We start from the raw sequence: 13,331 nt of genomic DNA, 5'->3' as shown, positions 1-13,331 counted from the left end.
CTTCGAGATGCTTGCGGGCAACCACAACTTCCAGCATAAAAAACTCTTATTTATACAAAGCAAGTAACCATTTATTGAATGTCTTGATGCCTAACTGACATGCAATTCATGCAGAGACAGACTCATCGCCTCCTGATCTTTGAGATAGTCCCGAGTGATCATCTTTTCCAGAAAACCCGTGTGGTCAAAAACCAAGTCCCTGAGTTTGGCCAGGGGCCAGGGCAAATAGTGGAAAAGATTGCCCAGCTTGCGGGCAAATTCCACGTGGTGATTCACGTAATCGACCCGCTGCGCTTCGAATGCCGCAAAGCCCTGGGTGACGGAATCGCTATCACTCAAATTCCGCTGGCCCAGCGCTTTGCCCAGAAAATACCCGTCTTCAATGGCCATGCCCATGCCGTAGGCCGCGTAGGGGGATACCGGGTGCACCGCGTCTCCCAGGCACACGACCCGGCCGCGACTCCATTTCTTGAGTGACGGGCGGTTGTAGATATTCCAGCAGAAAATCTGCTTGTTGAAATCGGTGAAATCCGGGAAACGGGGCAAGGGGTCCGCCCAGTCTTTCAGTATCCCCTGGACATACGCTTTGACGTTCTCTGGCTCCGGGGCATTCTCCTTCACTGGCTCGACAATCCACCATTCATAGCCCGGTTTGCCGTCGTGCAGCATGGGGAAGAAACTGGCCTGGTACTTGTTCGAGTGAGTAACCGCTGCGGTATGGGGGGGAATGTCCTCAAGGCCGGCCGCATCACACCAGGCCAGCCAGACCCGCAGGCCGACATGAAACAGGTCCGGTTCGCCAAAGGCCTGCCGGGAAACCCCCGAGCGAATACCATCGGCCCCGACCAGAATATCCGCTTCCACACGGTTGCCATTGGTGAATGAGACCTGGATGTCATCGCTGCCCTCCCGGTATGACTGAAACGTATGATCGGCCACGAGGATGCCTTCCGGCAGGCACTCCATCATCCGGGCGAAGGCATTGGAGCGCAGCATGCCGTAGTGCCAGCCTTTGAGCCCGAAGGCCTTTTCAACCCGTGGATTGGAGGGCACACAGGTTCGAACCCGACCGCGATGGTTGCGAAATTCCGTGTAGGTATGGGAGCCGAAGTTGTTCAGATCAACGCCATACTCGCGCAGTATCGCCAGCACCGGCGAGCTCAATAACACACCGCCACCCAGTGGTTTGGGTTCGGGGCTCTTCTCATAGAGGCGAACATCGTAACCCCGGCGATGCAACGCCAACGCCGCGGATACCCCACCCGGGCCCGCGCCGATAATCGCCACCCGTTTCCCCTTGCGCCAGGGCAAAGCTGTTGCTGATGTCATCGTGCACCTCGCTATTTTGGGTTTTATTGTTATGAAGTTGTGACCCGCAGGCGCGGGCCGCTCAAATGGGTTGCGCCAGGGCGATGGTGGAGTCGCGCATGATGTTGGCGTGTTCGACTTTGTCGCCACCTTCTATTTCGATTTCACCCAAACGGGCGGAGTTATTTACTACCATGCGGCAACGCTCCCAACGGCGATTCTGGAAAGCTTCGAAGGCTGCCTCCATCCTCTCGTGGTGGCCCAGCTCCTCGGCCAGGACGATGGCATCCTCGATGCCGATGCAGGCCCCCGAGGCCAGGTGGGGCGTGGTGGCGTGCACGGTGTCGCCAATCAGCACGACCCGACCGCGATACCAGGGGCGCGGCAGCAACAGCGAGTCCAGCGGGCGGTACATGACGTGAGAGTCCCCGGTAATTTGCGCCGCCAGTTCGCGCACCATGGGAGCCGTAAAGTTATTCACTAACAGGTGTTTTAGCCTGGCGGCCTGCTCGCTTTCGGCGATGTGCTGGCGCTGCCCGCTGTGCTCGGTGAGGAACAGGTAGGCTTGTTCCGCGGATACCGGGTTCAGACCCAGCTTCAGGTGCGGCCCCACCCACATCTTAAGGGTATTCACTTCGGCGGGGCGCGGTACGACTGCCCGCCACACGCCCTGGCCGGTGTACTGCGGCTTTGGCGCCTCTGGAAACAGCCATTCCCGTAGTTTGGAGTAGAGCCCATCGGCGCCGATCACCAGGTCGAAACGGCCACTGCTGCCATCGGTAAACGTCACTGTGACGCCGTCCGCGTCGGGCTCGATGGATTCGTAGGTCTGCCCCAGGCGTACCCGGGTACCGGACGCCACCACCTTGTCGGCCAGGATGCGGGCCAGTACCGGGCGCATAATCGCTCCGGCGCCAGGAATATCAGGCCCGGCGACGCGGGCGGTGGGAATGGTGTCGATCAGGTGCCCGTTGGGCGCGGTAACCTCCACCCCATCCTGTGCGCTGCCCTGCTCCAGAAATGATTCCAGTATTCCCAGCGTTCCGAACGCGCGCAAAGTCGCGCCACCCAGGCTGATGCCCGCGCCGTCGGCCCCCCATCCGGGGTCTATCTCCAGCAGGTGGGTTTCAATGTTTTGTTTGCGCAACTGGATGGCGGCGGACATGCCGGAAAAGCCACCACCAATAATCAGTACCTTACTCACGGATTCACGCACGGGCTTTCTCCTCAAATGTCATTCGTATCAAGCGTTGCCAGCACCTCGCCCTCATGGCTGACCCGCAGTGGCACCCGGACAAGCGATTCACCCAGGCAGGGTCCCGATGTGCACAGGCCGGTGGTTATTTCAAAGCGGGCACCGTGGGCGGCACACACAATGGCTTCTCCTTTCACATCGAGGTAGGCGTCCTTGCGCCAGGGCAGTGACGTATTGCCATAGTGGGGGCAGAGGTCGCGATAGGCGTACACCGACCGCCCCCGGCGCACCACGAACAATGTGTCACGCCCCCGCTGCCGGGGATCGAAACCCCGGGCGCCCCGTTCGGGAAGCTCTTCCAGTGTGCATAGCCTTAGCGTGCTCGACATGGCTGTTTCCCCGTAACCAGCAGCGGTTTCTACTTACCCGCCTTCGGCGGCGGTCCTCCGGGTGCCCACTTCTCGCGGGGCTGCAACAGGAATGCCTGCGAAGTGTCGGCGCCCATGGCCGCTTCGCGGGCAGTCCACTGCTCGTCGTGCAGGTCCATGTCCGCGTCGTATTCCATGTTGCAACCGAAGGGGCTTTTGAAATACCAGAACCAGTTGGAGCCAAACAGATGTCGGCCCGGGCCCCAGAAGCTCTGGTAACCCTTGTTGACCATTTGGGTGCCGGCCTGCATCACCTCCGTCGGCCCGCCCATATGGAAGGTAAAGTGCTCGCAGCCTTGCATGTGCGGCGGGGTCTTGATAAAGAACAGGGTGTGGTGATCCCGGGTGCCGGCCGGGCGCATGAAGGGGCCCACACCGATAAAATGGTCGGTAGTCACAAAGCCCAGGCGCTCGGCATAAAACGCTTCCGCCCGGGCAAAATCCGGGACGAAGTACACCACGTGAGACAGGGTGCGGGGTCGCGGTTGCGCGCCGTCCTCAACACCGATGACGTTTGCCGGTCGCTGCGGGGGTGCGCCCGGGGCATTAATCGCTTCCGCAGGGAGGGACAGGGGGTTGCGCACAGTGACCTGGAAACCCAGTACAAAGCCGACGTCGTCCGTGACTTCGAGAGAACCGTCTTGTAGCTGTTTAACTTCGCGGTCCCGGCCCAATTCATCGGCGATGGCATCCAGCGTCGCCTGGTCGGCAACACCGTAGATGGTTTTGCGCAACAGGCTGCCGGTTCCTAGCGGCGCCGGCAGCGAGGGATCGTCCTTGGGTGCGATCATCACCGCCGTTCCGTCCAGAGCTTCAAAGCGGCCGTTGCCCGCCTGTTTCAGGCCGTAGTCGGTCAGGTATTGGGTACAGGCGTCAATATCGTCGACGCCAAAGAGCAGAGCATCAGGTCCAATAATATTCATGCTGTTTCCTCTTGTTTTTGTAATTCAGTTGGCCGTGCGTCCGCCCAGGGTTTCGGCGACCCAGTCGGCAATGTAGTGCCCGGGGTTGATGGCGTTGTCGAAGGCGGCGTGCTGCACCCCACCTTCGCGCTCGGTGAAAATTTTCAGTTCACGATTCGGGCTGTTGACCAGCTGGTCGTAGGTGCGCTGGGCCCACTTCAGGGGAATCTGGCTATCTTTCTCACCGTGGGTGACCAGGAAGGGCACCTTGATCTTCTCGACCACTCCGTCGAGATGGACGTTCTCGGCAATCTCCATGAACTCATTGATATCCCGGGCGCCCCACACCCAGCAAACGTGCTCCCAGTAATGCGGAACCGGGAAGTCACCCTCATTCTCCAGGCGGCGCTTTTGCACATCGCGCCAGTCGTGATTGGCACCAAGGACCACCCCGCAGGCAAAGCGCGGTTCGAAGGCCACGGCGCGGGGGCAGTAGTAACCACCCAGCGATACGCCTTCCATGCCAATCCGTTGGCTGTCCACATCCTTGCGGGTTTCCAGCCAGTCCACCACGGGGCTGGCCCAGTGCTCGCTGTCGTAGCGGGCGGTGAGGCCCTGCAGGCGCAGGGCTTCACCGGTGCCGGGCTGGTCCAGGACCAGGGAAGCCACGCCACGTTGAGCCAGCCATTTCGGCATGCCGACGCGATAGGCCAGTTCCTTGGTGGAGTCCAGACCGTTCACCTGCACGAGAATTGGCGCGGGCCCCTCTACCCCTTGCGCCGGGACATAAAGAGCCGACAGGTGCGTGCCCTCATAGGGAATTTCCACCCGCTCACAGGGTTCACCGGACAGGGTTACGCCTTTCTGGAACAGCGCCAGGGATTCCTTGTACAGTTCCTGCCGATTGGGTGCGCCGTGGGCCTGCAGGCGCTCACAGGTCGTCAGATAAATGCCGGCACGGGAGTACTTCTCGCCGGCGGACAGCAGGCGACCGCGAGCTTCGTCTTCCTCTGCCAGCTCGCACAGCTTGTTGGCCATCTTCCCCCAGGTGTCGCGAAAGGCCTGGGTGCCCTCGGCATCCGGCTGTTTCGCCGCTTCCTGAAGGGAGCCGCACATCGCTTCGATTTCGCCCATGCGGGCGCCCATTTCGATGGCCAGGCCGACCGACAGGTTCCAGACATAGTTTGTCGGGAAGTACTTGAACATAAGGATTCCTCAATCAGTCATTAGCCTGCGATAATCGCAACCGCGCGCACAAAACCCGCGGATGCGTGTTTGATCTTGTAGGGGAAGCACGACACCAGGAAACCGTGATCCGGCAGGCTTTCCAGGTTGGTCAGTTTTTCCATCTGGCCGTAACCGATATCGCGACCGGCCTTGTGACCCTCCCAGATGATCGAGGCGTCGCCGCTTTCAGCGAAGCGCTCCCGTGTAAAGGCGAAGGGCGCATCCCAACTCCAGGCATCGGTGCCTACCACGCGCACGCCGCGTTCCAGCAGGTACAGGGTCGCTTCCCGCCCCATGCCGACACCGGCGCTCAAATAGCCGGGCTCTCCGAAGATGGCGCCGGCGCGGGTATTGACCAGAACGATGTCGAGCGCCTGCAGCTCATGACCGATACGCGCCAGTTCAGCCTCCACTTCCGCAGCGGTCACCACATGGCCGTCGGGCAGATGGCGAAAATCGAGCTTCACACCCGGCTGCAGGCACCACTCCAGGGGCAGCTCATCGATGCCATAGGCCGGCTTGCCGCCATCGGTGGTGGATGCGTAGTGCCAGGGGGCATCCATATGGGTGCCGCTGTGCGTGGTGATCTGCAGGCGCTCGGCGGCCCAGGCCTCCTCGCCGGGCAGATCCTCCAGCTTCAGGCCAGGAAACATGGCGGCCAGTTCCGGCCAGCCCTGCTGGTGATCGACATAGTCAATCTGCGGCAACAGCGGGGGCGGATCCGTGTGCGGGTTGTTGTCCAGGGTGACGGACAGATCAATCAGCTTGCGCTTGTTCAGGCTCATAAGGTTGTTCTCTTTTGTCGTGATAGCCATCATTAGCGACCTGCGTTATTCGGTCGAAGGGGCCACCACCCGTTGATCGATGGCGCCAAACAATTCACTCCCGTCGGGCAGCGTGGCCGTGATGCGTACACGATCACCAAAGCGCATAAAGCCGGTGCGGATCTCCCCGAAGTCGATCATCTCGATGGCGCGCCGTTCGGAGATGCAGGCCGAGCCGGCGCTGCGGTCGTGATTGGAAACGGTGCCGGAACCGATCACCGTGCCGGCGCTCAGGCGGCGGGTCAGGGCGGCGTGGGCGATCAGTTCATGAAAACCGAAGTGCATGGCGCCGCCATGGGGATGGCCAAACCACTCCCCGTTCCAGCTCACCTTCAGCGGCAGGTGAACGCGGCCGTCGCGCCAGGCATCGCCCAGCTCATCGGGCGTGACGGCGACCGCGGCAAAACTGGTGGACGGCTTGGCCTGTACGAAGCCAAAACCGGTTTTCATCTCGCGGGGCCCCAGGGCGCGGAGGCTGACGTCGTTCAGTAGGGTAATCAGACGTATATGATCCAGGGCCCGCCCGGCCGGTGTGCCCATGGGCACTTCATCGACAATCACCCCGAACTCACCCTCGAAGTCGATGCCGTGTTCCTCGCTGGGCAGCACGATGTCCTCACAGGGACCCAGAAAATCGTCCCCCGCACCCTGGTACATCAAGGGAATCCGGTCCATCCCTTCGATCGGGTCCAGCTGAAACGCCTGCTGCATCAGCTCACCGTGACTCAGGAAACAGGAGCCATCCAGCCACTGCCAGGTGCGCGGCAGGGGCGCTGCCGCCGCCGAAGGATCAAAGGTCAACGCAGTATCCAGCGAACCGCTATTGAGCGCCCGATCGACTTCCCGCAGGGCCGGCTCGAGGCTCGACCAGTGCTCGATGGCGTATTGCAGGGTGGGCGCCAGATGAGACACCTCCGCAGCCAGTGTCAGGTCGTTCGATACCAGGGCCAGGCGGCCGTCCGGCGTCGGGTTTTTCAGGGTGGCTAGTTTCATTATCGGGAACCTTTCCTGCCTGCAGGCCGCCGCCGGCAAGTGGCGGATGTTGTAACAGCCGGCACTCTCCGACAGTGCGAAACAGGCTACGTCGAAAACACCCTATTCAAAAATCACTTATAATGATGATATGTATCTACAATCGCGATACCTTAGGCATGGGCGAGACCGTTAGTTGACAGATTGATAGGCGAAGGAAGGTATCGCCAAGTGATGATTCGGTGGCCGGCTTGTGCCGTTCCTCCCACTGAGAGAGCTCCGCTATGCGCTATGAACACCTTGATCTGAATCTGCTGGTGGCCCTGGATGTACTGTTGGAAGAGTGCAATATCACCCGGGCCGCCGAACGCTTGAATATGACGCAATCCGCCACCAGCGGTGTATTGCGGCGCTTGCGGACTTTTTTCGACGACGATCTGCTGGTGCAGGTAGGCCGAAAAATGCAGCCCACGCCTTATGCGCAGGAGTTGCGGGAACCGGTCCGCGAGGTCATGCTGAAAATCCGCTCCAGTATTATCGCCAAGCATTCCTTCGACCCGTCGACCAGCAAACGCCATGTCCGCATCATCAGCGCCGATTTCGCCATCACTGTGCTGCTCAGCGGGGTGTTTCGGACCGTACAGCGGGAAGCTCCCAACCTGACCTTCGAGGTGCTCAGCTACTTCCACCAGACCGAGAATCTGCTGGAGCGCGGTGAGGCGGATTTCCTGATCGTTCCCGAACGCTTTACCGTGGAAGGCCACCCTTCGGAGCTGCTGTTCGTCGAAGACCATGTCTGTGTGGTCTGGCGGGACAATACGCTGGTCGGCGAGCAGATTACCTTCGAGCAGTATATAGAAATGGGCCACGTGACCGTGGGTTTTGGCAGCAGTCAGAAGTTGAGTATTGAAGACTGGTTTATCAAGCAATACGACGTCACGCGGCGCATCGAGGTCATCACCAGCGACTTCAATACCCTGCCGCAACTGGTGGTGGGTACCCAGCGCATCGCCACCATGCACCAGCGGTTGGCCCGGTATTACGCCCAATACCTTCCCATCCGCCTGCTACCGACGCCGGTCAAGTTGCCGGCAATGCGTGAACACCTGCAGTGGCACCGGGCACTGGAGAACGATCCCCTGCACCGCTGGGTGCGGGAAAAGATTCAAACCGCCGCCAACGATCTGGATTAGCCGAAGACCTCAGCTGGCATCACAAGTCATGGAGTGCGAACTGGACAACTTGGCGCACCTTGCCGGCCGAGCAGCCAGTATGCTGAGTTAACCTTTTCTTGTAGGAGCCTGCTTGCAGGCGAACGGCTACGGAGCTTTGTACTTGTCGCTGGTCAGGTTGTGTGGCGGGTTCATCACTCTATAAACCGCCTGGCGCTTCCAGGCTATAGAAGTCCTTGTTCCTTCTCGTCAGGAGGCCCGCTAAAACCTGAGGCGGCCATTGTGGTCACCGGTTCTCTGGAAACATCTCCTGGATCATGCGGCCGCGGTCCCAAAAAAAACAGTACGCGAATGAAATGAGCCCAGCCTTCCGCCAATCCAGCACCCATTCAATATTGATGAGCAGACACAGCAAACCTGCCACGAACACGCCCGTGACGAGAACCGCAAGATTATCGACGATGGTCCTGCCTGCCCCTGCAAACAGCCTGGAAGCCACGAACCCGCCGATTCCAAAAACTACAGAGCCCAATAGAAATGTCAGCATGTCGTTCAGTCTGCCGCAGCGAAATGCGCCATCTGGTCTGCGTGCGCCTTCACGAAGGCCGGGCGAGCCGTAGCGCGCGCGACATAGTCTCGACAGGCCGGGTATCCCGTCAGCCCGTCGAACCGATCGACAAGGCGCAGCACATCCGCCATGAGTATGTCGGCGACGGAGAAGGTCCCGACCAGCCATTTGCGTCCAGCCAAGACCGACTCCAGGTGCTGGAGTCGGGACTCTAAAAACTTGTCCAGGCTTTTCCGTCCTGGCGTATCTTCGGTATCACCAGAGAACATAAATATGGACCAAGGCAGGCTCGCCATTTCGACTGAATTGAGCGCTGCGAACAACCATTCAATAACCTCGCTGCGACTGCGCGGATCCGCAGGCATCAGCGTGTCACTGCGCTCGCCCAGATAAAGCAGGATCGCGCCGCTCTCGAAGATTGAGGTGTCTCCATGGGTCAACCAGGGTACCTGACCGAAGGGTTGGTGCGAGAAATGCTCGGGACCCCGAGCGCGAAATGGCACGCTATTGACGCGATAGGACAATCCGGCCTCTTCCAGCGCCCAACGCACACGTATGTCACGCACATAGCCCCGCGGCATCTCGGGAACCCAATCGAAGGTGGTGAGGAACAGGTCGGTCATCAGAGTATCCTTTCGTTTGTTAATGGTTACCTTCCATTACCTTTATTTGCATTATTTCGTCTTCAGTTAATGTCTTATAGCCTCTTGGAAAAGGCCAGCCATACCCCCAACGAAACCTGGTGGGAAGATATGGCGTGCCGCCGACTCTAACACCAGCGAGCATGAGAAGAGCAATTTCTGGCTCCCCTACAGCAGATACGCAAGCTTCTAAGTCCTTATCTGCAGCCAGGCGATCCTGGTATGTGCCACCTTTCCAGTAAGCGTAGTCATGAACAACACAGCACGAAAGCCATAATTTGTTCTGTTGAAAGGTCCCGTTTGGAAAGGAGCTACACCCGTCAGATTCGAATGGCAGGATTTCACTGGCCATAGAGCTTAACGGGAAAAATACCAATGAAAATAGAAGCTTTCTCATGACTATCAGTAATTATCAGCGTCCGAATTTACGGCTATTATCTCACGTGTAAAGCCGCAATCAGACGCGGCTTGATTTGTGTGTTTTTTGCACGAAAAAGGGAACGTAGCGACCGTGCAGAAAATAAGACGTGGCTGCGTTGCCTTGTTAACAGACAGAGATCAACCGATACCTTGGAGGCTGGCGCCACACCAAAAGCAGTTTGGGCGGGATCTCTTTATCTGATGACCACAATCTGGACAGCTCTTCCCCACTGAAGGATCAAACTTTCCATCCAGTTTTCCGTCACGCAGGTCAATTTCAATCATTTTTTCTTTAAGCTGCGTTTCAGAAAAGCCTGTTGTTCGCTCGAGTTCCTCAAACAATGCGTGGCATAGCAAAGAAAGACGATCCACTTTGTCTTCAAGTTCTCGAGCCGATCGAAGTGCTGATGCAGCGTCATTTTTTGCGTCACTGCTTCGTTGTTGGTTGTCTGATATCTGGCTCTGCTGAAATGCATCCCAAAACCATGACATGATCGTATATCTCCTTTATCTGTTAACGCCCGGCTCTGCGGCTGGCAAAAGTGGAGGCGAAGCCGGGACTTTTGCCAGCCCGACAGCAGACGCCTGTTAGGTTTTAACTTCAACCAAAGCTTAACCCTCGAAGTGCCTCTTCTTCTTGGCTGTTGAGATCCTCTAGAGATGCATCAATTGACTTAAGTGTATTTTCAAATTCGGAAACAGTTCTAGCTAACTGTGCTTCAAGCCTTTCTACTTCCGCAGTAGCATTATTCTCTTTAAGTCGTTTAATCGCTTGCTTTGTTTTTGAGATTGCATCTTCATAGCTTTTGCATACATCGGCTCGATTATCCATTATTGATTTTTGAATGTCATCAAACATGACAACCATCTCTTTTGTGATCTCAACCTTTAGCTCCTCTTTCATGCCTCCTTGAACAGAAGAAAGTTCACCTGCCATATCGGAAGCAACATCCTCTATATCTTGTTTGTGTTCATCAATTTGGACATCAACCTGCTTGAGATAGAAGTGCGGCAAATGCAGTTTTATTTCAGTGGTTTCCATACTAACAACAGGCTTGTCAAATTTGATATCTACTCGTTTACTGTTAAAAACCGGAATGTCGGTTTTTATTTCTACTCTCCTCATATACACTTCTGGCTTATTTCCGTATACGCACTCGCTATACCATTTCCAGTTGCGAAAAACAGGCTTTTTGAAAAGGCACACTCTTTTCATGCGAGTTGCTGGAACATCAAATTTTATGCTTTCTGTTTTCATTCTGACTTCAGGGATATCAAACTTCAGCGTTTCTCGCTCCATAGAAAATTTTGGAATATCAAACTTTATAGACGTAATTTTCCATTTAACATCAAAGGTAAAATTTATAGCTGCTTCAAAGTTTGACGGGTCAGGTGCGTCGTCGTTAATACGCTTAATTCTTGCAGCGCCCTCTTTTTGGATATCTTCAATTCTACTTTTATATTTAGCTTTTATTTCTTCAACTTTTTGCTGAATTTTCTGATTGTATTCTGGCATGCTATATTTCCTTTAAATTTACCATGAAACAACTATGGAGCAGCTGGCGATTACTCCATAACCACAATAAAACGTTGGGTATCCAGGAGCCGTTACTGTCTCCCAGCCCTCTAAAAGCCGTACGTGCGGATTTCCTGCATACAGCTCAAGCCACTCAAAGGCTATGAGAACCCGGTCTGGCTCGCCGCTCTCGCTGGGGGCGCACCGGCACTGGAACGCGGCCTGTCCGTTTTCGGGTGCTCCCCGCTCGCCGTTATTTGCTTTCCCCCATAAAATCAGTTCTCCAGCCTCTCTCGCGATGCTCCGCGCAGCGCGCAAGACTCGATACGGGTAGCTGGCCAACCTTACCCGACAGGGACTTTCACCCTGCAAGAATGTTCCAAGCTTCTCTTGTCGCACCAACGCCACAGCGATGCGGCCCCGCACGGCTAATGCAGGGCTTGGATAATTAACTCAGATCGGATGCTTTCAGTTTCCCGGAGCGAAGGTAGGTGGAGTGTGAGGGCATCATTTCTACTCGCTTCTGCACACCGGCGCGTACCTTGGTCAGGCGCGTGCTCAGTTCGTCCTCCGATAGGGTGTCCGCAACCGGGTGGTAACCTTCCGGTCGCAGCCCCTGGCCGAACAGTACGGAAAACCAGCTCACCTCATTAAAGAAAGCGTCTTTGTCGGCCATGACTTCGCCACGCAAACGGAACATTTCCAGTTTTTCCTTCAGCGAATCGGGAAGCTCCATGTTCTTCACATAGTGCCAGAAGGGTGTGTCTTCCCGCTCCGTGACCGCATAGTGGGCAATAAGAAAGTCCTTCGTCTCGACATATTCAGTCTGCATCTCGTGATTAAAACGGTTGCTGAGGAGATCGCTGATCTCGTTCTTCGGAAACAGTTCCAGAAGTTGGAATATGGCGCGCTGGATCAGGTGGATACTGGTGGACTCCAGGGGTTCGAGAAAGCCGCTCGACAGCCCGATGGCAACGCAGTTTTTAACCCAGAATTTATTGCGAATACCGGTGGTGAATTTCAAGGTGCGGGGCTCGGCCAGCGGTTTGCCGTCGAGGTTGTTGAGCAGCTTGCTGGCGGCTTCATCGTCGCTGATATAGTGATCGCAGTAGACATAGCCGTTGCCGGTACGGTGCTGTAGGGGAATGCGCCACTGCCAACCTTCTTCGCGCGCGGTGGTGAGCGTATAGGGAAAGAGATCGCCGGTGTTTTCACTGGGTACCGCGGCGGCACTGTTGACCGGCAGCCAGTGGCTCCAGTCGGTGTAGCCGGTTTTGTAGACCTCCTCGATCAGCAGCCCCTTGAAGCCTGAACAGTCGATAAACAGGTCGCCTGCAACGGTCTGGCCGTTATCGAGCTGGAGGCTTTCGATGTAGCCGCTGTCGGGGTGTTGGGTGACATTGACAATTTTCCCTTCGATTCGTTGGGTGCCGCGTTGTTCGGCGTAGCGGCGCAGATAGGCCGCGTACAGGGTGGCGTCAAAATGGTAGGCGTAGTTGATATCGGGTAGTAGTTTCGGTCCGGGTTGCGCCCCCACCCGCATAAACCGTTTCGCCTCGGCGGCGGCGGATTCGGCGTTAAAGGCGAGGAAGTCGAGTTTGCCGCCCTGGGCGCGCCAGCGCAGCCAGAAGTGCATAAAGTTGACGCCTTTCATATTGACGCCGATATTGCCAAATGGGTGAAAGTAACTGTGGTTATGTGTTTTCCAGTCCTTAAATTCAATGCCCAGTTTAAATGTGGCTTTGGTTTCGCGGACAAATTCATCTTCATCCAGCCCGAGCATATTGTTGAAGAACTTGATCAGCGGAATAGTGGCCTCGCCGACGCCGACGGTGCCGATTTGTTCGGATTCCACCAGGGTGATGTTATAGAGCTGGGTGCCCATGGCGCGAGACAGGGCGGCGGCGGTCATCCAGCCGGCGGTGCCGCCGCCGACAATGACAATGTTCTTTATTTTGTTTTGCATTACTAACTCTTATCGGGAAAAAGTGTTCAATGTTTGAGGCCCTCCTGCGTTTCCATATAGGTTTGCGGGCTGGGCGTTTCCACACCCTCCCTGGCGATAAATTTCAGTATTTGCCGGAAGTGGGTTATCGGCTTCTGCTCCGCAACACCCTCCACCAGCGACGGATAGGCGGTGGGAAGCCGTTACCGGCTC

The 13,331-nt window shown here is 56.8% G+C and carries 13 protein-coding genes; 1 reads left to right on the top strand and 12 read right to left on the bottom strand.

Annotated elements, in window-relative coordinates:
- Window positions 1–90: 90 nt before the first annotated feature.
- The 7 genes from ACRC0P_RS17200 to ACRC0P_RS17170 all read right to left on the bottom strand — a co-directional run bounded on the left by ACRC0P_RS17200 (window position 91) and on the right by ACRC0P_RS17170 (window position 6,877).
- A complete protein-coding gene (locus tag ACRC0P_RS17200; RefSeq protein WP_438632528.1) occupies window positions 91–1,329 on the bottom strand; it encodes an FAD-dependent oxidoreductase in 1,239 nt (412 codons plus the stop codon).
- A 61-nt stretch (window positions 1,330–1,390) separates the two neighbouring features.
- Window positions 1,391–2,524, bottom strand: a complete 1,134-nt coding sequence (locus tag ACRC0P_RS17195) for an FAD-dependent oxidoreductase (RefSeq protein WP_438632527.1) — start codon at window positions 2,522–2,524, stop codon at window positions 1,391–1,393.
- A gap of 11 nt (window positions 2,525–2,535) precedes the next feature.
- Complete coding sequence (locus ACRC0P_RS17190; protein WP_438632526.1) at window positions 2,536–2,892, bottom strand: Rieske (2Fe-2S) protein; 357 nt, start codon at window positions 2,890–2,892, stop codon at window positions 2,536–2,538.
- A gap of 29 nt (window positions 2,893–2,921) precedes the next feature.
- Complete coding sequence (locus tag ACRC0P_RS17185; RefSeq protein WP_438632525.1) at window positions 2,922–3,854, bottom strand: VOC family protein; 933 nt, start codon at window positions 3,852–3,854, stop codon at window positions 2,922–2,924.
- A 24-nt stretch (window positions 3,855–3,878) separates the two neighbouring features.
- Window positions 3,879–5,039 (bottom strand): alpha/beta hydrolase family protein, encoded by a 1,161-nt coding sequence (locus tag ACRC0P_RS17180; protein WP_438632524.1) that lies wholly within the window; start codon window positions 5,037–5,039, stop codon window positions 3,879–3,881.
- Between the two features lie 20 nt (window positions 5,040–5,059).
- The gene (locus ACRC0P_RS17175) at window positions 5,060–5,845 is read right to left on the bottom strand and encodes a cyclase family protein (RefSeq protein WP_438632523.1); all 786 of its coding nucleotides are present in this window, start codon (window positions 5,843–5,845) and stop codon (window positions 5,060–5,062) included.
- Window positions 5,846–5,890: 45 nt separating this feature from the next.
- Window positions 5,891–6,877 carry a fumarylacetoacetate hydrolase family protein gene (locus tag ACRC0P_RS17170; RefSeq protein WP_438632522.1) on the bottom strand — a complete coding sequence of 329 codons (987 nt, stop codon included), beginning with the start codon at window positions 6,875–6,877 and terminating at the stop codon, window positions 5,891–5,893.
- Between the two features lie 263 nt (window positions 6,878–7,140).
- Between ACRC0P_RS17170 and ACRC0P_RS17165 the strand changes: the two genes are divergently transcribed.
- The gene (locus tag ACRC0P_RS17165; RefSeq protein WP_438632521.1) at window positions 7,141–8,049 is read left to right on the top strand and encodes a LysR family transcriptional regulator; all 909 of its coding nucleotides are present in this window, start codon (window positions 7,141–7,143) and stop codon (window positions 8,047–8,049) included.
- Window positions 8,050–8,314: 265 nt separating this feature from the next.
- Here ACRC0P_RS17165 and ACRC0P_RS17160 read toward each other — a convergent pair whose 3' ends face one another.
- From ACRC0P_RS17160 to ACRC0P_RS17140, 5 genes are all read right to left on the bottom strand, one after another.
- Window positions 8,315–8,575 carry a hypothetical protein gene (locus ACRC0P_RS17160; protein ID WP_438632520.1) on the bottom strand — a complete coding sequence of 87 codons (261 nt, stop codon included), beginning with the start codon at window positions 8,573–8,575 and terminating at the stop codon, window positions 8,315–8,317.
- Between the two features lie 5 nt (window positions 8,576–8,580).
- Window positions 8,581–9,219 (bottom strand): glutathione S-transferase family protein, encoded by a 639-nt coding sequence (locus ACRC0P_RS17155; protein ID WP_438632519.1) that lies wholly within the window; start codon window positions 9,217–9,219, stop codon window positions 8,581–8,583.
- Window positions 9,220–9,795: 576 nt separating this feature from the next.
- The gene (locus ACRC0P_RS17150; protein ID WP_438632518.1) at window positions 9,796–10,149 is read right to left on the bottom strand and encodes a hypothetical protein; all 354 of its coding nucleotides are present in this window, start codon (window positions 10,147–10,149) and stop codon (window positions 9,796–9,798) included.
- 109 nt (window positions 10,150–10,258) lie between these two features.
- A complete protein-coding gene (locus ACRC0P_RS17145) occupies window positions 10,259–11,173 on the bottom strand; it encodes a hypothetical protein (protein WP_438632517.1) in 915 nt (304 codons plus the stop codon).
- A 448-nt stretch (window positions 11,174–11,621) separates the two neighbouring features.
- Window positions 11,622–13,139: a tryptophan halogenase family protein gene (locus tag ACRC0P_RS17140; RefSeq protein WP_438632516.1), complete on the bottom strand. Its 1,518-nt coding sequence runs from the start codon at window positions 13,137–13,139 to the stop codon at window positions 11,622–11,624.
- Window positions 13,140–13,331: the final 192 nt, after the last annotated feature.

The sequence above is a fragment of the Microbulbifer sp. genome, from assembly GCF_051659245.1.
Taxonomy (GTDB): domain Bacteria; phylum Pseudomonadota; class Gammaproteobacteria; order Pseudomonadales; family Cellvibrionaceae; genus Microbulbifer.
This window is presented reverse-complemented; position numbering and strand designations above follow the sequence as displayed.